Below are 19,277 nucleotides of genomic sequence, written 5' to 3' on the forward strand. Positions count from 1 at the left end.
GCCTGAGATACTGCTACATCTATACTCTGAGTTGTTTTGACTCACGTCTCGCTAACACCCAAACCATGCAAATTCTCAAGCGGTTGCTGCGCTGGATCCTGGTCCTGGCTTTCACGGGTTTGCTGCTGGGCGTTGCGGCGATCGGCGTGGCCTACTGGCTGATTTCCCCCCGTCTCCCCTCGGTGGCCGTCCTTAAGGACTACCACATGCAGGTGCCACTCCGTGTGCTGTCCGCCGACGGCAAGCTGATCGCAAGCTTCGGTGAGACGCGCCGCATCCCGGTGGGCATCGGCGAGGTCCCCGAGCGCCTCAAGCACGCCGTGCTGGCCGCCGAGGATGCCAGTTTCTACCAGCACCCGGGCGTGGACTGGCATGGCATCGCCCGCGCGGGCTGGCATGTGGTCGTGTCAGGCGGTGACAAGGGGCCCGGCGGCTCCACCATCACCCAGCAGGTGGCGCGCAACTTCTTCCTGAGCCCCGAAAAGCTCTACTCCCGCAAGCTGACCGAGATCTTCATCGCCCTGCGCATGGAGAGCGAGCTGACCAAGGACCAGATCCTGGAGCTCTACCTCAACAAGATGTTCCTGGGGCATCGCTCCTATGGCGTGGCCGCCGCCGCTTCCTTCTATTACGGCAAGACCCTGGATCAGCTGAGCGTGGCCGAGTGCGCCACCCTGGCCTCCACCTTCCAGCTGCCGTCGGTGGTCAATCCGCTGAATAGCCCCAAGCGCATGATCACCCGTCGCAACTGGGTGCTGGGCCAGATGCTGGAGAACCATTACATCAGCAAGGCCGAGTACGAGCAGGCGGTCGCCGAGCCGAACAATGCCTCGCCGCATGAGCCGCCGATCGAGGTGGACGCCCCTTACCTGGCTGAAATGGTCCGCCTGCAGGCCCTCGACCGCCTGGGCAACGACGCCCTCACCGAGGGCTATGTGGTGAAGACCACCGTGGTCAGCACCCGCCAGCAGGCGGCCGTGGACGCGGTCCGCTCCGGGCTGGTCGAGTACGACCATCGCCACGGCTGGCGCGGCCCCGAGGCCCACCAGGAGCTGGGCAGCGATGCCAGCAACGAGGATCTTGAGCGCGCCCTGGCAGGCTTTACCGACATCTCTGGCATGCAGCCGGGCATCGTCACCGGTGTCGCCAGTGGCGAAACCAGCGTCTATCTGGCCAGCCGCGAGACCGTGAAGCTCGGCGCCGAACAGATGGCGTGGGCCCGCCCCAAGAGTGGGACCAGCCTGCTCAAACGGGGCGACATCGTGCGCCTGGCCCGCGATGAGAAGGGCAATTGGCAGCTCACCCAGATTCCGGCGGCGCAGGCCGCCCTGGTCTCCATCAACCCGGAGGACGGCTCGCTGCAGGCCCTGGTCGGCGGCTTCAACTTCCTGCGCAGCAAGTTCAACCGCGCGATCATGGCGGCCCGCCAGCCGGGCTCCAGCTTCAAGCCGTTCATCTACTCGGCGGCGTTCGAGCGCGGGTTCACCCCGGCCTCCATCGTCAACGATGCACCCCTGGCCCTGCCCGATCCGTCGCGCCCCGGCGGTCTGTGGACGCCCTCCAACGACGATGACAAGTTCGACGGCCCGATCCGCCTGCGTGAGGCGCTGGTGCAGTCCAAGAACCTGGTCTCGGTACGCCTGCTGGACGCCATCGGCGTGCGTTACGCGCGCGATTACGTGACCCGCTTCGGCTTCAGCCTCGACTCCCTGCCCAGCAACCTGTCGATGGCCCTGGGCACGGCATCGGTGTCGCCGATGAGCATGGCCCGCGGCTATGCCGTCTTCGCCAACGGTGGCTACCTGGTGACGCCGTTCTTCATCAGCGAGATCGACGACCGCGACGGCAAGCCCGTCTACGTCGCCAACCCGGCCCGCGCCTGCCGCAATTGCGCCGAGCGCCTGCTCGACACCCGCCCGCCGGGGCCGCCGCAGCCGGCCGGTTCCGTGGCTGCGCCAGCCAACACTGTCGCCACGGCCGGCACCGTCGCCGCGCCAGCTGCCACCAGCAGCATCGGTGGCGCCATCCTGCCGGCCGACGCCCATGGCGAAGGCGCCCATCCGCCAGCCCTGGCGCCCCAGGTCATCGACGTGCGCAACGATTACCTGATCACCTCGCTGATGCAGGACGTGGTCAAGCGCGGTACCGGCTCGGCCGCCATGGCGCTCGGTCGCGACGACCTGGCCGGCAAGACCGGCTCCACCAACGACCACCGCGATGCCTGGTTCGCCGGCTTCAACGGCAACGTGGTCACCACGGTTTGGGTCGGTTTTGACGACTTCAGCTCGCTGGGCAAGGGCGAATTCGGCGCCAAGGCCGCGCTTCCGATCTGGATGACCTATATGGGCTCCATCCTGAAGGATCTGCCGTCCACGGTCTTGCCGATGCCGCCCGGCATCAGTACGGTTCAGATCGACCGCTACAGCGGCCTGCCAGCCGGCGCGGGTGATCCGAACGCCATGCCCGAGATCTTCAAGGTCGAGGACGTGGACCGACTGCGCAACCAGGCCAACCAGCAGCAGGAGGACCAGGACCAACAGCACGCCTACGACATCTTCTGACCCCCGGGACATCCGTCCCGCCCGCGTTCGCCGAGGCGAACGCCAGCTACCGGGAGGAACAGGCATGGCACGCGGCCAGCATCACCGCATCCACGCGCAGGATCGTCTTCAGCGCAACAGGCTGCGCGTCGCCCAGGAGGCGGCGCGACTGATGAGCGAACACGGCATCCGTGATTTCCACCACGCCAAGGTCAAGGCAGCCGAGCGGCTTGGCATCCTCGACGCACAGGCGCTGCCACGTAACAACGAGATCGAAGATGCCCTGCGCGAACACCAGCGCATCTTCCACGCGGAAAGCCAACCCCAATTGCTGCAGGAACGCCGCGAAGCGGCTGCCGAGGCGATGCGTTTTCTCGAACGCTTCGAACCTCGCCTGGTCGGTGCCGTACTGGAAGGCACCGCCGACGCCCACTCGGCCGTCTGCCTGCACGTCTTCAGCGATACGCCCGAAGCCGTCGTGCTGTTCCTGCAGGAACGCGGCGTGCCACTGACCCAACAGACGCGCCGGCTGCGCATCAGCCGCGATGAGCAGAGCGAGTACCCCGTGCTGTTGTTTGCTGCCGATGGCCTGCCCTTCGACATCACCGTGCTGCCACTCGACGCGCTCAAGCAGGCGCCGATGGATCGCATCGATGAGAAGCCCATGAAACGAGCCTCGCTCGCGGCAGTCGAGGAACTGCTCGCCACTGACGACAATGATGATGAGTTCGAGCGGATGCTGCAGTCCGCGCTGCGCTGAATCGACCAGGGCAAAACAGCAACGTGCCACATAAAAAAACGCCCCGGCATGACCGGGGCGTTTTCTTTATGGCAACCGCGGACAGGCTTAGCGCTTGTCTGCCGGCACGTAGTTGCGCACATCGGCGCCGGTGTAGATCTGGCGCGGACGGCCGATGCGGGCGCCCGGGGTTTCGTGCTGCTCGATCCAGTGGGCGATCCAGCCGGCGGTACGGGCGATGGCGAACATCACGGTGAACATCTCGGTCGGGATGCCCAGCGCCTTGTAGATGATGCCCGAGTAGAAGTCGACGTTCGGGTACAGCTTGCGCTCGACGAAGTAGTCGTCCTTCAGCGCCGCCTCTTCCAGCTTCATCGCCACGTCGAGCAGCGGGTCGTTGACGCCCAGCTCGTTGAGCACCTTGTGGCACATCTCGCGGATGATCTTCGCGCGCGGGTCGAAGTTCTTGTACACGCGATGGCCGAAGCCCATCAGGCGGAAGTTGTCGTTCTTGTCCTTCGCGCGCTTGACGGCGGTCTCGACCTTGTCGGCCGAACCGATTTCTTCCAGCATCTTCAGCACGGCTTCGTTCGCGCCACCGTGTGCCGGACCCCACAGCGCGGTGATACCCGCGGCGATCGAGGCGTACGGGTTGGCACCGGTCGAACCGACCAGGCGCACCGTCGAGGTGGAAGCGTTCTGCTCGTGATCAGCGTGCAGGATGAACAACAGGTCCAGCGCCTTGGCGGCGACCGGGCTCATTTCCAGCGGCTCGCTCGGCACTTCGAACATCATGTGCAGGAAGCGGTCGACGTACTCGAGGTTGTTGCGCGGATAGCGGAACGGCCAGCCGATCGAGTAGCGGTAGCAGGCCGCGGCGATCGTCGGCATCTTCGCGATCAGGCGGATCGCGGCGAGCTTGCGGTCGTCGGCGTTATCGACGTCGATGTCGTCGTGGTAGAAGGCCGACAGCGAAGCCACCGAAGCGGCCAGCATGGCCATCGGGTGCGCGTCGTGGTGGAAGCCCTTGAAGAAGTCCTTGAGGGACTCGTGCATCATCGTGTGATGCGTGATGTCGTGCTCGAACGCCGAGAACTGGTCCTTGGTGGGCAGTTCGCCGTTCAGCAGCAGGTACGAGGTCTCGAGGAAGTTCGACTTCTCGGCCAGCTGCTCGATCGGGTAGCCGCGATACAGCAGGACGCCCTGGTCACCATCGATGTAGGTGATGGCGCTCTTGGTGCTGGCCGTGCTGCCGTAACCCGGGTCGTAGGTGAAGTGGCCCGTGTCCTTGTACAGCGTGCCGATGTCGATGCATGCGGGACCAAGGGTACCGCTGAGCAGGGGTAGTTCACTGCTGCGGTTGGTCGACTCATCCACCAACTTGACGATCTTGGATTCGGACACGGAAAACCTCCTTCACAAATGGCGTCGCCTGCGTGCCGCGGGACGCGACAGCGGGCGATTAGGGTTGATGCCGCCTTGGGGAAAGTGACGACACCTCGCCGCCCATTATCGCATATCGACCCGACAACATGCCCTAGCGGATGGTCGGATGGTGGACGCAAAAAAACACGGGGCGAGCCTGGGCTCGCCCCGTGTTCACATGCGTGCTCACACCCCGTACCGGCTGTGTGGCGGCAGCTGCCTCGCGCTTACTTCTGCGCGTAGCGACGACGGAACTTGTCGACGCGGCCGCCGGTGTCAAGCGACTTCTGCTTGCCGGTGTAGAACGGATGGGAATGGCTGGAGATATCCACCTTGATCAGCGGGTACTCGTTGCCGTCTTCCCACTTGACGGTTTCCTTGGTGGAGATCGTCGAACGCGTAAGGAACGCGAAGTCGGACGACAGGTCCTGGAACACCACCGGGCGATAATTCGGATGGGTATCGGGCTTCATGACTGGCTCAAAGCGGCGGGTGAAAAGAGCGGCATTTTAACTACAGATCGAAGCCTTTGGCAAGTCGGTCAGTCACTTGGACCTGCCAGACCCCGCCGACAGCCGTTTTCAGGCACCCAAAGCCCGGCGCACCATGGCACTGAAGCGCGCCTGGTCCACCTCCATGACGATGCGTGCATTGGCCGGGTGTCCGAAGCGACGCGACCAATCGACCACCGTAGCGCCGCGCGTCAGTCGCCCGTCCATCTCGATCGCCACATGGCGCTCTTCGATGCGCGTGGCGATCGTCGGGTCGATGGCCACGGCCATCGCAAGTGCATCGGCCGCGATCACACCGCGACGGCCACGCTTGAGGTTGAACGAGCGCGCCGTACGGAACACCTGCTCGAAGAACGTGGCGCGCTGATCACCTGCCGACAGCCAGCCATCGAATTCGAGATCGTCGAACGCATGACGAAGCACGACTTCCCAATCGACCAGGTCGAACGACGGGAACGCCTCGAATACCACGTGAGCGGCTTCCGGATCGAAGCCGATGTTGAACTCGGCGGGAATCTTGCCGGTATTGCCGAGGCCGGTAACCGCACCTCCCATGATCACCAATCGCTTCACGCGCTGCGGCAGGGACGGATCCAGGCGCACCGCAAGCGCGAGATTGGTGAGCGGCCCCAGGGCCACCAGGGTGAGGTCGGAGCGCTCGCGCGTCAGGCGCAGGATCGCCTGTACGGCATGCTCATCACTGGCGATCGTCCTCGGCTCGGGAAAGCCCACGTCGCCCAGGCCATCGGCGCCGTGCACATGCACGGCGTCCTCTTCCGGCAGACGTACCAGCGGCGTCGGGCAACCCGCGAACACCGGCGTCGGTGTACCCACCAGATCCACCAGCGTGCGCGCATTGCGCGTTGTATGGCCCAGCCCGACGTTGCCCGCCGCAATCGTCAGCCCGTGGACGTCGGCGTGCGCGTGTGCCATCAGGATGGCGAGCGCATCATCCACGCCGGGGTCGGTATCGATCAGCAGCTGCGGCTTGGTCATGGAGAGTCTGTTCGTCTTAGGGGGTAGTTAGCTTAGGCCGTTGGGCGCGAGGCGCAAGGGCTGACCGCGATGGCCGACAGCACGACGTCGGCGTCAGGCGTGGGCGTATCGCGCAGCGCCGCCAATCCAGCGCATGATCAGCTGTTCGGCCTGCTGCGGGTACTGCGCCAACAGATGCGCACCCACCTCCTGCACGGCGGGCAGCAGGTGCGCGTCACGCGCCAGGTCCGCGATGCGGAAGCTGAGCTGGCCAGTCTGCCGCGTGCCCAGCACCTCGCCGGGACCGCGCAATTCCAGATCCTTTTCGGCAATGCGAAAGCCATCGTTGGTGTCGCGCATCACCTGCAGGCGTTCGCGTGCCAGCTGGCCAAGCGGAGGCTGATAAAGCAGCACACAATTGGAGGCGACCGCGCCGCGCCCCACGCGGCCACGCAACTGGTGCAGCTGCGCCAGGCCCAGTCGCTCGCTGTTCTCGATCACCATCAGGCTCGCATTGGGCACGTCGACACCCACTTCGATCACCGTGGTGGCCACCAGCACCGACAGCTCGCCGGCCTTGAACGCATCCATCACCGCCTGCTTTTCCTTGGGCTTCATGCGCCCATGGATCAGGCCGATTCGGCAATCGTCCAGCGCGGCCGACAGTTCGGCATGCGCCACTTCGGCGGCCTGCGCGCGCAGCTGCTCGGATTCCTCAATCAGCGTGCATACCCAATAGGCCTGCCGCCCCTCCTGGCAGGCCGCGTGAATGCGTTCGATGACGTCGAAGCGGCGCGCATTGGAGATGGCGATGGTCTGTACCGGCGTGCGACCCGGCGGCAGTTCGTCAATGGCAGAGACATCGAGATCCGCATAGGCACTCATGGCCAGCGTGCGCGGAATCGGTGTGGCGGTAAGCACCAACTGGTGCGGCACCAGACCCGTGCCGTGGTCGGCGCCCTTGTCGCGCAGCGCCAGGCGCTGCTGCACGCCGAAGCGGTGCTGTTCGTCGACGATGACCAGGCCCAGCTGCGCGAACGTGACGCCTTCCTGCATCAGGGCATGCGTGCCCACGACCACATGTGCGCCAGACGCCACACGCTGCAACGCCTGCTGCCGCGCCTTGCCGGCCACCTTGCCGGCCAGCCACGCCACTTCGAGGCCCAAGGGCGTGAGCCAGTGGCGGAAATGATGCAGATGCTGCTCCGCCAGCAGCTCGGTCGGCGCCATCAGGGCCACCTGATAACCCGATTCCACGGCAGCGACAGCCGCCAACGCAGCAACGATGGTTTTGCCGCTACCCACGTCACCCTGCACGAGCCGCAACATCGGGCTCGACTGCGCGATGTCGGCGGCAATCTCGGTCGTCACGCGCTGCTGTGCGCCAGTGAGCCCAAACGGAAGGCTCGCGAGTAGACGCTCGCGCAGCGCACCCGTGCCGCGCAGCGACGGCGCATGCCGGCGACGCACGGCCTCGCGCATGCGCTTGAGGCTGAGGTGCTGGGTCAGAAGCTCCTCGAATGCCAGGCGCTGCTGGGTGGGGTGCCGCCCCGTGGTGAGTTGGCCGAGATGTGCGTCCGGCGGTGGCCGGTGCACATACAACAGGGCTTCACGCAGTGATGTGAGTCCATGCGCCTTGCATAGCACGGGCGGAATCAGCTCGAGCTGCGCATCGGGCGGCAGCAACGCCAGCGCCTTGGCGATCACGCCCGCCAGTCGCTTCTGCCCCAACCCCTCGGTCGTGGGATAGACGGGCGTGAGCAGCTCATCGACTTCCGCGGGCTCGTCGCCACTCAGTCTCTGGTACTGCGGATGCACCATTTCCAGTCCCTGCGAGCCCTGGCGCACTTCGCCGTAACAGAGCAGGCGCGTGCCCGGCTGCAGTTGATCGGATTGACTGCGACGGAAATGGAAGAAGCGAAGCACGAGCGTCTGATGCGAATCGTCGCCGATCGCCACCTTCAATTGCGGTCGGTAGCGAAAGCCGCGCTCGACCGCCTCAACGACGCCCTCGACCTGCGCGCGCTCGCCCGGTCGCAGATCGGCGATCGCGGTGACGTGCGTCTTGTCTTCGTAGCGCAGCGGCAGGTGAAACCAGAGATCCTGCACGCGCTCCAGCCCCAGCCGTGACAGTGCCTCGGCCAGCGCCGGCCCGACGCCGGGCAATGACGCGACCGGCGTGGCGCCGGGATCGGCAGGCGCGATCAGGTTGGGAGAGGTGTTACGCGCGGGCATCGGCGAAGCCTAACCGAGCAGGCGCCTTCCGCGCAGCCGGCAGTACCCTGCCGGCTGTCGGCGCATACGAATGCGTTGAATCAGTCCAGCACCATCACGGCATCCACTTCCACATCGGCGAGCTTCGGCAGGGCCGACACCTCGATGGTGGAACGGGCCGGGTACGGGGCCTTGAAGTACTCACCCATCACTTCGTTGACGGAAGCGAAGTGGCCAAGGTTGGTGACGTAGATGCCCACGCGCACGATCTTGTCCATCGAGCCGCCAGCGGCTTCGACCACGGCCTTGAGGTTGTCGAACACGCGACGCGTCTGCAGCGTGATGTCGCCTTCGACCATCTGACCGGTGGCCGGATCAAGCGGAATCTGGCCGGAGAAGTACACGGTATTGCCGGCGCGCACGGCCTGCGAATACGGGCCGATGGCGGCCGGTGCCTTGTCGGTGGTGATGATCTGGCGGGACATGGGAAGGCCTCGTGGTTGCACAGACCCATCAGTCTAGAGCGAGACGCGAACGATGAGGAGGGACGGAACGTCCCGGCACCCCTGCCTCAGAGCGGATAGCGGTAGGCGCCGCTGACCACGCCGGTGCGGCGCACGCGGCGGATCACCTCGGCCAGATGCTTGCGGTTCTTCACTTCCAGGGCGAACAGCAGGGTCGCCGCCGCGGCATCGCGCTCGACGTACTCCACGTTCTCGATATTGGAGTTGGCCGCCGCGATGGCCGCCGCCACCGTGGCGAGCACACCCGGGCGGTTGATGACCTCGATGCGCAGCTCGGCACGGTAGTCGCCCTGTACGTCGCGGTCCCATTCGATCGCCACGCAGCGCTCGGGCGACTTGCGCAGCTCCACCACGTTCGGGCATTCCACCCGATGCACCACGATGCCCTTGCCCGACGACAGGTAACCGATGATCTCGTCGCCCGGCAGCGGATGACAGCAGTTGCCGAAGCTGAGCACGCCGCGCTCGGCACCGGTGATGCGGATCTTCTCCATCGCGTGCGGCGCCGTCTGCACGTCGGAGGATTTCTTGCCGCGCGCCGCCACCAGCTGGCTGGCCACGAGGTGCGGCATGCGGTTGCCGAGCGCGATGTCGGACAGCAGCTCTTCCAGGCGCTTGAGTTTGGCCGTCTCGAGGAACCGGTCCAGCACGGCCGGCGGGATCGCATCCAGACTGGTGCCCAGGGCGTCCAATGCGCGGTCGAGCATGCGATGGCCGAAGTCCACCGCATCCTCGTGCTGCAGATGCTTCAGGTACTGGCGGATCGCAGTGCGCGCCTTGCCCGTTACCACCGATTCCAGCCACGCCGGGTTCGGCACCGCGGACGGCGCGGTGATGATCTCCACCAGCTGGCCCGATTCCAGGCGCGTGCGCAGCGGTACCAGCTTCTTGTCCACGCGCGCAGCCACCGCGTGGTCGCCCACGTCGGTGTGCACGGCGTAGGCGAAGTCCAGCGCCGTCGCGTTGCGTGGCAGGGCCAGGATGTCGCCACGCGGCGTGAACAGATAGACCTCGTCCGGGAACAGGTCGATCTTGACGTTCTCGATGAACTCCGACGATGAGGCCGTATGCGCCTGGCTGTCGGCCAGCGAGGACAGCCATTCGCGAGCGCGCGCCTGCGCGCTGTTGGCCGGGCCGGAATCGGTCTTGTACGCCCAGTGCGCCGCCACGCCGCGCTCGGCCACCGAATCCATCTCCGCCGTGCGGATCTGCACCTCGATCGGTGCGCCGAACGGCCCAAGCAGCACGGTGTGCAGCGACTGGTAGCCGTTCGCCTTGGGAATGGCGATGAAATCCTTGAAACGACGATCGACCGGCTTGTAGAGGCTGTGCACGGCGCCGAGCGCCATGTAGCAGGTCATCGCCGAGTCGACCACCACGCGAAAACCGTAGACGTCCATCAACTGCGCGAACGTCTTGTGCTCGCTGCGCATCTTCGAATAGATGCTCCACGGCGACTTGATGCGCCCCACCACGCGCACCGCGATGTGCTCGGCGGTCAGGCGCGTGGACAGCGCCGCTTCGATCTTGCCCATCGCCTCGCGCCGGTTGCCCAGCGCGGCGCGGATGCGCTCGCTGATGACGCGGTAACGGTCGGGATAAAGCGCGCGGAAGCCCAGGTCCTGTAGCTCCGCCTTGAACTTGTTCATGCCCAGGCGCTGCGCAATGGGCGCGTAGATCTCCAGCGTCTCGCGCGCAATGCGGCGACGGGACGGGGCATCTTTCGCGCCCAGGGTGCGCATGTTGTGCAGGCGGTCGGCCAGCTTGATGAGGATCACGCGCAGGTCGCGCGCCATCGCCAGCAGCATCTTCCGGAAGCTTTCTGCGTCCGCTTCCTGGCGGCTGGAGAAGCGCATCTTGTCCAGCTTGGTGACGCCGTCGACCAGCTCGGCCACGGTCTCGCCGAACTCGCCGGAAAGCTCCGTGCGGCTAAGCGCCGTGTCTTCCAGGGTGTCGTGCAGGATCGCCGCGATGATGGTCTCGGCGTCCAGGCCCAGCTCGGCCAGGATGCCGGCCACGGCCACGGGGTGGGTGATGTAGGGCTCGCCGCTCTTGCGGGCCTGGCCCTCGTGAGCCACGGCACCCACCTGATAGGCGCGCACCACGCGTTCGACCTGCGGCTCGGGCAGGTAGGCCACGCGTTCCTTCAGGGCCAGCACGTACGGGGGCAGCGTCGACGTATCCAGGGCAGAGGAGTCCGTGACAGCCGGCATGGATGTACGGTCCCCGCTCAGGCGACCGCCTCCATGCGTTTGGATGACATCAGGGTGGCGGCTTGTTCCAGACAGCGCAAAACGCCGGACATGCCGGCGCTCAGGAGGCGCTGTCTACAGCCGCCGTCCATCAGTCGTCTCCGCCCTTGGAGAGGTCGTCGTCCACTTCCGCGGCGGCCCACTCCAGCGCCTCGCGCTCGGCGCGCTCACGCTCGGCCTTGTCGATCTCGTCGATGGTGGCCTGGTCGATGCGGCGGTCAGCGATTTCGCGCAGCGCCAGCACGGTCGGCTTGTCGTGGTCGGGATTGACTGCCGGCTCGGCACCCTTGGAGAGCTGGCGGGCGCGCTTGGTCGCCATCAGCACCAGTTCGAAGCGGTTGTCGACTACCTGCAGGCAGTCTTCGACGGTAATGCGGGCCATCTGAAATCCTTAGAGAATAAAGCGACTTATCACCTGTCAGTGTAGCCAGCGGCCGCTTTGCTGGCAATGCAGCAAACCGTAGAATGCGTGGTTCAGCCGGCCTGCAGCCGTTCCCAGAAACACTGCGAGGGCTGTACATAATAAAAAACCAACCAGTACAATATTCTACTTGCCTCCAGGACTGTTGCCAGCGATGCCGTCCGCCCTCCTCCCAATCCTCAAGCGCAGCCTTCCCCTGGCTGCGATGACCCTGCTGGCGGGCTGTTCCGTCGCCAAGCCGCGTACCGACGATCCCCATGAGAAGTTCAACCGGGACATGTACGCGTTCAACGACTCGATGGACAAGGCGATCATCCGGCCGGTCGCGGTGGGCTACCGCAAGGTGACCAATCCGCCCGTGCGCCGTGCCGTGAGCGACTTCTTCACCAACATCCGCATGCCGATCACGGTTGCCAACGACCTGCTGCAGGCGCGGCCAATGCAGGCGGCCCAGAGCACCGGGCGCTTCCTGGTCAACCTGACCCTGGGTATCGGCGGCTTCTTCGACCCGGCCAGCCAGCTGGGCATCCCGCTGCAGGACACCGACTTCGGCATCACCCTGGCGCGCTGGGGCGTGCCGGAGGGTGGCTACCTGGTGCTGCCGTTCATTGGCCCGACCACGGTTCGCGACGTCTGGCGCCTGCCGGTGGACAGCTATTTCTTCGATCCGCTGAGCTATTACTCGCGCAACCACAGCTTCGAATACGGCCAGGAATACCTGCCCGAGCTGTTCTACCTGGTGACGCTGCGCTCGCGCGGCATCGATGCCGAGAGCTTCCTGGAGTCGGCCTACGACCCGTACGTGTTCATGCGCGACGCCTACCGCCAGCAGCGCCTGTACGAGCTGTACGACGGCAACCCGCCGGCCGACGTCATCGAGCAGATGCAGGGCCTGAAAGACCAGAACTTCGACCCCGATGAACTGCTGGAAGAGCAGCACAAGTGGGAGAACAAGCAGCCGTCGCAGGAACAGCAGCCGGCCAAGAACTGAGCACGGGCGCGCTGGTCGCAGTCCAAAAAAAGGGGCCCCGGAGGCCCCTTTTTCTTGTCCGGCTTTCGCGGGATCTCAGGCTATCAGGCCTTCGACCTCGCACACGCTGGCCAGCAAATGCATGCCTTCAGGCATGTTCCGCACGGTCAGCGAGCGGCCCCGCTCGGCTGCACCCGACAGTACCGCCAGCACGCAGGCCAGGCCGGCGCTGTCGCTGCGGGTAACGCCCGACAGGTCGATCACGCGGCGATCGTCGCGTGCCAGGGCCGCACCGATCACGTCCAGCGCATGCGCGGCATTGGCGAAGGTGAGCACGCCCGACACGCGAACGGCGTCGGGCGCGATGTCATCGACCTTCACGGGCGCGGAGGCGTCGCTCATGACTTGCCCTTGGTGTCCTTTTCCATGGTATCCAGCGCCTTCGAGCCCTGGCTTTCCAGGTTGGTGGTCAGCTGGTCGATGCCGACCTTGCGGATTTCCGCGTCCACCTGGTTGCGGTAGTTGGTGACGTAGGAGATGCCTTCGATGATCACGTCGTAGGCCTTCCAGGTGCCGTCACTCGACTTGCGGAAGGCGTAATCCACGCCCACGGTCTTGCCGTCGTCCAGCACGACCTGCGTGCGCACCACCGTGCGCTTGTCGTTGAGGTCGCCGGAGAACGGCAACACCTTCACGCGACCGCGGGTGTAGTTGAGCAGACCTTCCGCATAGCGGTGGGTGATCGAGTTGTAGAACGCCTTGGCGAAGCGCGCACGCTGCTCGGGCGTGGCCTCGCGGGCATGCTGCCCCAGCACCAGGATCGACGCATAGTCGATGTCGAAGTGCGGCAGGAACACGTCGTCGATCACCGCGATCAGCTTTTCCTGATCGTTCTTCAGCTGCGCCTGGTGGCCTTCGATGGCACTGGCGAGCTGGTCGGAGATGGCCTGCACCACCTGCTCCGGCTGCTGCTGGGCGCCGGCCGTGGCAGGGGCGTTCTGGGCGAACGCCGGGGCGGCGATCGCGCTGCCGAAAGCGATGGCGGTGGCAAGAGCCAGGCTACGCAACATGGGGAAACTCCTGATCATGATCCATAGGGAATATCGGGACGTGACGTGCCAACTCAATGCTTGGTGTCGCTGTCGGCAGGCTTCTTGTCCGTGGACGAACCACTGACCAGGAACTTGCCGATGAGATCTTCGATCTGCAGCGCCGACTGGGTCAGCACGAGCTCGTCACCGTCCTTCAACATGTCCGGCGAACCGCCGGGCTGGATGGCAACGTACTGCGTGCCGATCAAACCACTGGTGAACACCGCGGCGGCCGAATCGTCCGGAATCTGGCTGTACTTCTTGTCGATGGACAGGCTCACTTCAGCATCCAGCTTGACCGGATCCGCCTGTACCGCCTTGACGCTGCCAATGGCCACGCCGGCCATCTTCACCGGGGCACCGACCGACAGTGCGCCGATATTGGTGAAGCGGGCCTTGACCGTATAGCTGCCGGACAGGTTGTCCGCGGCGCCGCCGGCGCCGAAGAACTTGCCCAGCATCTCTTCCAGCTGCTGCGCCGGGCGCGTCAGCGACAGCGTGCCGCCGTCGGCCAGGGCCTTCTTGGAGCTGCCGTACTGCAGGCCCACGTATTGGTCGCCCAGCAGGCCGCTGGTGAAGATGGTGGCGACGGTGTCCTCGGGAATCTTGTCGTAGTGCTGGTCGATGGCCAGCTTCACGTCGGCCGTCTCCTTGCCCGGATCGAGCGTGATCGACTGCACCTGGCCCACGCGCACGCCCGCGACCTTCACCGGCGCACGCACCTTGAGCTGGCCGATGTTGGCGAAATGCGCCTCGACGCTATAGCTCGGCCCGCGACTGGTATTGACCACCGAGGTGGTCTGGGTCGCGAGATAGCCGAGCGTGGCAAAGCCAAGCACGATGAACAGGCCGGTGCCGACGGCGTAGGACGGTCTCTGGCTCACGGCACGATCCTCAATGAAAGGTTGATGGTGAATTCGGTCATGGCGGCGCTCACATCAGGAAGGCGGTGAGCACGAAGTCGAGCGCCAGGATCGCGATCGACGAGGCGACCACGGTACGGGTGGTGGCGTAGGCCACGCCTTCGCTGGTGGGCGGCGTGGTGTAGCCCTGGAAGACGGCGATGAGCGAGACCACGATGCCGAACACGAAGCTCTTCCACAGCACGCCGTTGATCACGTCCTTGCCCACCTCGACGGTGGCGGTCATGTTCGACCAGAACGTGCCGTTGTCGATGCCCAGCCAGCTGACGCCGACCAGGTGGCCGCCAAAGATGCCCATGGCGCAGAACACGCAGCTCAGCAGCGGCATGGCGATCATGCCGGCGAGGAAACGCGGCACCGCGACGTAGGCGATCGGATCGACCGCCATCATCTCCATCGCGGCGATCTGGTCGGTGGCGCGCATCAGGCCGATCTCGGCGGTCACTGAGGTACCCGCGCGGCCGGCGAACAGCAAGGCCGTGACCACCGGACCCAGCTCGCGGTAGATCGCGATGGCGACCACCGTGCCGGTGGCCGAGGTGCCGCCGAAGATGGACAGCACGTCATAGAGCTGCAGGCCCAGCACCATGCCCACGAACAGGCCGCAGACCATGATGATGATCAGGCTCATCGCGCCCACGAACCACAGCTGGCGCACCGTCTCGCGGTAGTGGCGCAGGCTCTGCGGAATGGCCGCCAGCAGGCGCAGCAGGAACAGGCCGCAATTGCCGATCTGCTCCAGCGAACGCACCACGATGTTGTCGCGGCTCATGGTCAGGCTCATGCGCCCCTCCGTGGAAAACCGAGCGAGGTCGCGTAGTCGCCCGCGGGATACTGGAACGGTACCGGGCCGTCGGCCTCGCCGCCGAAGAACTGCCGCGTCCACGGCGAGCCGTCATCGGCGATGGTCTTGGGATCGCCCTGCGCCACGACCTTGCCGTTGGCGATGAGGTAGATGTGGTCGGCCACCTGCTTGATCGCTTCCAGCTCGTGCGCCACCAATACGCTGGTGATGCCCAGCGTCTCGTTGAGCGTGCGGATCAGCTTGAGCACCTGGTTGAGCGCGATGGGATCGAGACCCACGAAGGGTTCGTCGTACAGGATCAGCATCGGGTCGAACACGATGGCGCGGGCCAGCGCCACGCGGCGTGCCATGCCGCCCGACAGCTCCGTCGGCATCAGCGCAGCGGCGCCGCGCAGGCCCACGGCCTGCAGCTTGGTCAGCACGATGTTGCGGATCAGCACTTCCGGCAGCTCGGTGTGCTGGCGTAGCGGGAACGCCACGTTCTCGAACACGTCGAAATCGGTGAGCAGCGCGGAATTCTGGAACAGGTAGCCAATGCGCTCGCGCAGCTCGAACAGCTTCTCGCGCGACAGCTTCGACACGCTGTGGCCGTCCACCCACACCTCGCCGGCATCACCGCGCATCTGGCCGGTGATGTGCTTGAGCAGGGTGGTCTTGCCGGTACCGCTGGGACCCATGATCGCGGTGATCTTGCCGCGCGGGATATCCATGTCCAGCGAGTCGAATACCTTCTTGCCATTGAGCACCGTGGTCAGGCCACGGACGCGCACGAGAGCGCTGTCGTCGGGCTTGGCACTAACGGGTTCGGTCATGGGCGAGGTGGGGGCTTGGGAAAGCGGCAACGTTAGCCGAATACGGGGGTGAAGGCCATGCGGCGATGGTTGGGCCGCTCAGGGTTGGCTAACAAAACAAAGGCTTGCGGGGTGGCATGAATTTGCTGCGCGGTGGAGTGGCCGGGTGCTGGCAGACCGCCGAGCCTCTCCTCGTGCGAGCTATTACTTCCTCTCCCCCTCACTGCCCCACACGTCCTTTCCAGTGCGGGCATTTACCTCCCTCTCCCTCCGGCGCGCCGAAGATAATCCCCCGCGGGAGAGAGGGTTGCGCAAACGCCCCTTAGCGCGCGCTCTTACCCCCTCTCCCCTCGGGAGAGGGCTGGGGTGAGGGTGCGGGGCTTGCGTTGCACTCCATGGCCCTCCGTCCCTGCGCAGGCCGGACGGAACGCGAAGCGCGCAGAACGCCCGTAGGGTGGTCCCGAAGGGGCGAGCGTAGCGAGTCATCCAGCTTCCGTGTGCACGGTTGTCGCGCTACCGCGAGCGTGCCGCCTACGCGGCGGGCGTTTCGACGTCCTGCCGGCCGCCGAGTCACTTTTCTTTTGCTGGCCCAAAAGAAAAGTAACCCAAAGAAAATGGCCTTAAGAGCTCTCGTAGCGATATGAGGGATACAAGCTTTGGTAACTGGTGCCAGCCGGATCGGTGACGTGCTACCTCAGACCCAGCGGCTACCCCGCAACGCGCCATCGCCCTGAGGGGGCGCAGCGCTGCCTGGCATACCAGCCTGAGGACTGAAGCAAGCCGAATGAGGGACGTGCTACCTCGGGCACAGCGGCTACACCGCGGGGCGGCGAAGTACAGAGGACTTAAAGCGTGTGGGATGTTGTTCTGCTGTTTTCCACAGCGAATGTGGATGCGCACCAGCAAAGCCTGTGGATAGGCACTCCAAGACATTGATGGCAAAGAACTCCACGACACCGTGCGCAGAATCTGCGCAAGCGATGTGCCGCTACGCGGCACAAGCCTTCCCGGGGCCCCTGGGAGGCGGTGAGGGGTGGACGAGCAGGCCCCGCAGGGGTGCCCGACAGGGATGTCGGGCACTTTTCGGCAGGGCAGGAGCCCTGGCGAAAAGCCCGGCCACCCCTCACGGACTGGGCGGGCCGCAGGCCCGGCCAGCGCCGACGGGGGTGCCGTTTCTCTTGGTTACTTCTCTTTGGGCAAGCAAAGAGAAGTAACCCGGCGGCCGGCAGGCCGGCGGAAGCCCGCCGCAGGCGAGCCAGGTCGCCTTAGCGCGACAATCGAAGACCGAGGCTGCTGGATGACTCGCTACGCTCGCCCCTTCGGGGCCGCCCTGCGGGCCGTTCTCCGCGCTTCGCGCTCCGTCCGGCCTGCGCCGGGATGACGAGCAAGGGAGGCTATGGCAAGACCCGCACCCTCTCCCCAGCCCTCTCCCGCAGGGAGAGGGGGTAAACGCTCGCATGAGGGACGACCTTCGGTTCACCGGCGGGCGAGGGAGTAAAAGCGCGTCCTAGGGGCCGCCGCCGACGTTTACCGGCGCCATCAGGCGCTCAGGCCAGCAACTCCGCGATCAGCGTCTCATGCCGCTGCCACTGCAGCGAAGAACGCTGGCGAACGGCATGCACGATCGCCTGCAAGTCACCCAATGCCACGTCGAAGTCGTCGTTGACGATGATGTAGTCGAACTCGTGCGCGTGGGCGATTTCCTCGCGCGAGTTGTGCAGGCGCCGCGCGATCACTTCCGGGCTGTCCGAACCGCGGCCGCGCAGGCGGCGTTCCAGTTCGGGGCGCGACGGCGGCAGGATGAACACGCTCACGCAGTCGGGCTTGGTCTTGCGGATCTGCCGGGCACCCTGCCAGTCGATCTCCAGCAGCACGTCACGCCCCTGCTCCAGCAGCGTGTTCACCGTGGTGCGCGAGGTGCCGTACAGGTTGCCATGCACTTCGGCATGTTCGAGGAAGATGCCCTCGGCGATCTCGCGCTCGAACTCTTCGCGCTCGACGAAGAAGTAATGCCGGCCGTACTGCTCGCCCGGACGCGGCGGGCGCGTGGTGTGCGAGATCGAAAGCGAGATGGCCGGCTCGCGCTCCAGCAGCGCATTGACCAGGGTGGACTTGCCCGCGCCCGAGGGCGCAGCCACCACGAACAAGGTGCACTCGGCGCTCGGGGAGTCGGGCGTGGCGGTATTCATTCGATGTTCTGCACCTGTTCGCGCATCTGCTCGATCAGCACCTTCAGCTCCACGGCCGCATTGGTGCTGCGCACGTCCACGGCCTTGGAGCCCAGCGTGTTCGCTTCGCGGTTGAATTCCTGCATCAGGAAATCCAGGCGACGGCCGACGGCTTCCTTGGTACCCAGCACGCGGCGGGTCTCGGCGATGTGGGCCGTGAGCCGGTCGAGTTCCTCATCGACGTCGCTGCGGGTGATCTGCAGCACCAGCTCCTGCTCCAGGCGACCCGGGTCGGCGGGCTGCTTGATGTCGGCCAGGCGCGATTCCAGGCGGGTACGCAGGCCTTCACGGATCTGCGGCATGAAACTGCGCACGTCGGCCACGATGCGCTCGATCGCGTCGAGGCGATCCTTCAGCAACTCGGCCAGCTTGGCGCCTTCGCGCTCGCGGGTAGCGGTCAGCGCGTCGAGCGCACGTTCCAGCACATCCAGCAGGGCAGTCTGCAGTTCGTCCTGGTCCACCTCGGCCTGCTGCAGCACACCGGGGAAGCGCAGAAGTTCGGTGAACTCGATGTTCATGCGCGGGAAACGGGCTTCCAGGTCCAGCGCGAGCTCCGACAGGCGCGCCAGCGTGCCGGCGTTGACCTGCAGCGATTCGCTGCGCGCCTCGCCACGCAGGCGTACGGTGAGGTCCACCTTGCCGCGCGAAAGGCGGGCCGCGATGCGTTCGCGCAGGGCCGACTCGAACACGCGCAGCTCGTCCGGCAGGCGCGGGCTGAGCTCCAGATAGCGGTGGTTGACCGTGCGCAGCTCGCAGCTGAGCGTGCCGGCGGGGCCGGTCGCCTCGGCGGAGGCGTAAGCCGTCATGCTGCGGATCATGGGGGGCCTTGAGGTGTCCGGAAAGGGCGAATGGTAAACTTTCCCGCCC

Annotated in this window: 17 protein-coding genes; 3 read left to right on the forward strand and 14 right to left on the reverse strand. The window is 65.6% G+C overall.

Annotation, left to right across the window (positions count from 1 at the left end):
- Window positions 1-65 precede the first annotated feature (65 nt).
- Entirely contained in the window at window positions 66-2,561 is a 2,496-nt protein-coding gene (locus EPB08_RS14300; RefSeq protein ID WP_130619764.1) for a penicillin-binding protein 1A, read from the forward strand.
- A 64-nt stretch (window positions 2,562-2,625) separates the two neighbouring features.
- Window positions 2,626-3,300: a hypothetical protein gene (locus EPB08_RS14305; RefSeq protein ID WP_130619765.1), complete on the forward strand. Its 675-nt coding sequence runs from the start codon at window positions 2,626-2,628 to the stop codon at window positions 3,298-3,300.
- 87 nt (window positions 3,301-3,387) lie between these two features.
- On the opposite strand, the gene EPB08_RS14310 is transcribed toward EPB08_RS14305, so the two are convergent.
- The 7 genes from EPB08_RS14310 to rpoZ form a co-directional block, all read right to left on the reverse strand.
- Entirely contained in the window at window positions 3,388-4,683 is a 1,296-nt protein-coding gene (locus EPB08_RS14310) for a citrate synthase (protein ID WP_130619766.1), read from the reverse strand.
- 248 nt (window positions 4,684-4,931) lie between these two features.
- Window positions 4,932-5,177 carry a type B 50S ribosomal protein L31 gene (locus tag EPB08_RS14315; RefSeq protein ID WP_130619767.1) on the reverse strand — a complete coding sequence of 82 codons (246 nt, stop codon included), beginning with the start codon at window positions 5,175-5,177 and terminating at the stop codon, window positions 4,932-4,934.
- Between the two features lie 108 nt (window positions 5,178-5,285).
- Window positions 5,286-6,212 carry a nucleoside hydrolase gene (locus tag EPB08_RS14320; RefSeq protein ID WP_130619768.1) on the reverse strand — a complete coding sequence of 309 codons (927 nt, stop codon included), beginning with the start codon at window positions 6,210-6,212 and terminating at the stop codon, window positions 5,286-5,288.
- Between the two features lie 93 nt (window positions 6,213-6,305).
- Window positions 6,306-8,426, reverse strand: a complete 2,121-nt coding sequence (gene recG, locus EPB08_RS14325) for an ATP-dependent DNA helicase RecG (RefSeq protein WP_130619769.1) — start codon at window positions 8,424-8,426, stop codon at window positions 6,306-6,308.
- Between the two features lie 80 nt (window positions 8,427-8,506).
- Complete coding sequence (locus EPB08_RS14330) at window positions 8,507-8,890, reverse strand: RidA family protein (RefSeq protein WP_130619770.1); 384 nt, start codon at window positions 8,888-8,890, stop codon at window positions 8,507-8,509.
- Window positions 8,891-8,976: 86 nt separating this feature from the next.
- Window positions 8,977-11,142 carry a RelA/SpoT family protein gene (locus tag EPB08_RS14335; RefSeq protein WP_130619771.1) on the reverse strand — a complete coding sequence of 722 codons (2,166 nt, stop codon included), beginning with the start codon at window positions 11,140-11,142 and terminating at the stop codon, window positions 8,977-8,979.
- Between the two features lie 130 nt (window positions 11,143-11,272).
- Window positions 11,273-11,563 carry a DNA-directed RNA polymerase subunit omega gene (gene rpoZ, locus EPB08_RS14340; RefSeq protein WP_038614834.1) on the reverse strand — a complete coding sequence of 97 codons (291 nt, stop codon included), beginning with the start codon at window positions 11,561-11,563 and terminating at the stop codon, window positions 11,273-11,275.
- Between the two features lie 193 nt (window positions 11,564-11,756).
- Between rpoZ and EPB08_RS14345 the strand changes: the two genes are divergently transcribed.
- The gene (locus EPB08_RS14345) at window positions 11,757-12,593 is read left to right on the forward strand and encodes an MlaA family lipoprotein (RefSeq protein WP_130619772.1); all 837 of its coding nucleotides are present in this window, start codon (window positions 11,757-11,759) and stop codon (window positions 12,591-12,593) included.
- A 75-nt stretch (window positions 12,594-12,668) separates the two neighbouring features.
- Here EPB08_RS14345 and EPB08_RS14350 read toward each other — a convergent pair whose 3' ends face one another.
- From EPB08_RS14350 to EPB08_RS14380, 7 genes are all read right to left on the reverse strand, one after another.
- Window positions 12,669-12,974 (reverse strand): STAS domain-containing protein, encoded by a 306-nt coding sequence (locus tag EPB08_RS14350; protein ID WP_130619773.1) that lies wholly within the window; start codon window positions 12,972-12,974, stop codon window positions 12,669-12,671.
- The gene (locus EPB08_RS14355) at window positions 12,971-13,642 is read right to left on the reverse strand and encodes an MlaC/ttg2D family ABC transporter substrate-binding protein (protein ID WP_130619774.1); all 672 of its coding nucleotides are present in this window, start codon (window positions 13,640-13,642) and stop codon (window positions 12,971-12,973) included. The genes EPB08_RS14350 and EPB08_RS14355 overlap by 4 nt, the downstream gene beginning before the upstream one ends.
- Before the next feature lie 53 nt (window positions 13,643-13,695).
- Window positions 13,696-14,547, reverse strand: a complete 852-nt coding sequence (mlaD, locus tag EPB08_RS14360; protein ID WP_130619775.1) for an outer membrane lipid asymmetry maintenance protein MlaD — start codon at window positions 14,545-14,547, stop codon at window positions 13,696-13,698.
- Between the two features lie 49 nt (window positions 14,548-14,596).
- Complete coding sequence (gene mlaE / locus EPB08_RS14365) at window positions 14,597-15,370, reverse strand: lipid asymmetry maintenance ABC transporter permease subunit MlaE (RefSeq protein ID WP_130619776.1); 774 nt, start codon at window positions 15,368-15,370, stop codon at window positions 14,597-14,599.
- Complete coding sequence (locus tag EPB08_RS14370) at window positions 15,367-16,203, reverse strand: ABC transporter ATP-binding protein (RefSeq protein ID WP_130619777.1); 837 nt, start codon at window positions 16,201-16,203, stop codon at window positions 15,367-15,369. Before EPB08_RS14370 ends, mlaE begins: the two co-directional genes overlap by 4 nt.
- Before the next feature lie 1,526 nt (window positions 16,204-17,729).
- Window positions 17,730-18,371 carry a guanylate kinase gene (gene gmk, locus EPB08_RS14375; protein ID WP_130619778.1) on the reverse strand — a complete coding sequence of 214 codons (642 nt, stop codon included), beginning with the start codon at window positions 18,369-18,371 and terminating at the stop codon, window positions 17,730-17,732.
- Window positions 18,368-19,228: a YicC/YloC family endoribonuclease gene (locus tag EPB08_RS14380; RefSeq protein ID WP_130619779.1), complete on the reverse strand. Its 861-nt coding sequence runs from the start codon at window positions 19,226-19,228 to the stop codon at window positions 18,368-18,370. Before EPB08_RS14380 ends, gmk begins: the two co-directional genes overlap by 4 nt.
- Window positions 19,229-19,277 lie beyond the last annotated feature (49 nt).

Origin of the sequence: Dyella amyloliquefaciens (assembly GCF_004296575.1) — a bacterium.
Classification (GTDB): domain Bacteria; phylum Pseudomonadota; class Gammaproteobacteria; order Xanthomonadales; family Rhodanobacteraceae; genus Dyella; species Dyella amyloliquefaciens.

Bases quoted from the DNA above. Each gene is read 5' to 3' on its own strand.
- EPB08_RS14300 (WP_130619764.1), top strand. From the start codon at position 66: ATGCAAATTCTCAAGCGGTTGCTGCGCTGGATCCTGGTCCTGGCTTTC.
- EPB08_RS14305 (WP_130619765.1), top strand. From the start codon at position 2,626: ATGGCACGCGGCCAGCATCACCGCATCCACGCGCAGGATCGTCTTCAG.
- EPB08_RS14315 (WP_130619767.1), bottom strand. From the start codon at position 5,177: ATGAAGCCCGATACCCATCCGAATTATCGCCCGGTGGTGTTCCAGGAC.
- EPB08_RS14320 (WP_130619768.1), bottom strand. From the start codon at position 6,212: ATGACCAAGCCGCAGCTGCTGATCGATACCGACCCCGGCGTGGATGAT.
- recG (WP_130619769.1), bottom strand. From the start codon at position 8,426: ATGCCCGCGCGTAACACCTCTCCCAACCTGATCGCGCCTGCCGATCCC.
- EPB08_RS14330 (WP_130619770.1), bottom strand. From the start codon at position 8,890: ATGTCCCGCCAGATCATCACCACCGACAAGGCACCGGCCGCCATCGGC.
- EPB08_RS14335 (WP_130619771.1), bottom strand. From the start codon at position 11,142: ATGCCGGCTGTCACGGACTCCTCTGCCCTGGATACGTCGACGCTGCCC.
- rpoZ (WP_038614834.1), bottom strand. From the start codon at position 11,563: ATGGCCCGCATTACCGTCGAAGACTGCCTGCAGGTAGTCGACAACCGC.
- EPB08_RS14345 (WP_130619772.1), top strand. From the start codon at position 11,757: ATGCCGTCCGCCCTCCTCCCAATCCTCAAGCGCAGCCTTCCCCTGGCT.
- EPB08_RS14350 (WP_130619773.1), bottom strand. From the start codon at position 12,974: ATGAGCGACGCCTCCGCGCCCGTGAAGGTCGATGACATCGCGCCCGAC.
- EPB08_RS14355 (WP_130619774.1), bottom strand. From the start codon at position 13,642: ATGTTGCGTAGCCTGGCTCTTGCCACCGCCATCGCTTTCGGCAGCGCG.
- mlaE (WP_130619776.1), bottom strand. From the start codon at position 15,370: ATGAGCCTGACCATGAGCCGCGACAACATCGTGGTGCGTTCGCTGGAG.
- EPB08_RS14370 (WP_130619777.1), bottom strand. From the start codon at position 16,203: ATGACCGAACCCGTTAGTGCCAAGCCCGACGACAGCGCTCTCGTGCGC.
- gmk (WP_130619778.1), bottom strand. From the start codon at position 18,371: ATGAATACCGCCACGCCCGACTCCCCGAGCGCCGAGTGCACCTTGTTC.
- EPB08_RS14380 (WP_130619779.1), bottom strand. From the start codon at position 19,228: ATGATCCGCAGCATGACGGCTTACGCCTCCGCCGAGGCGACCGGCCCC.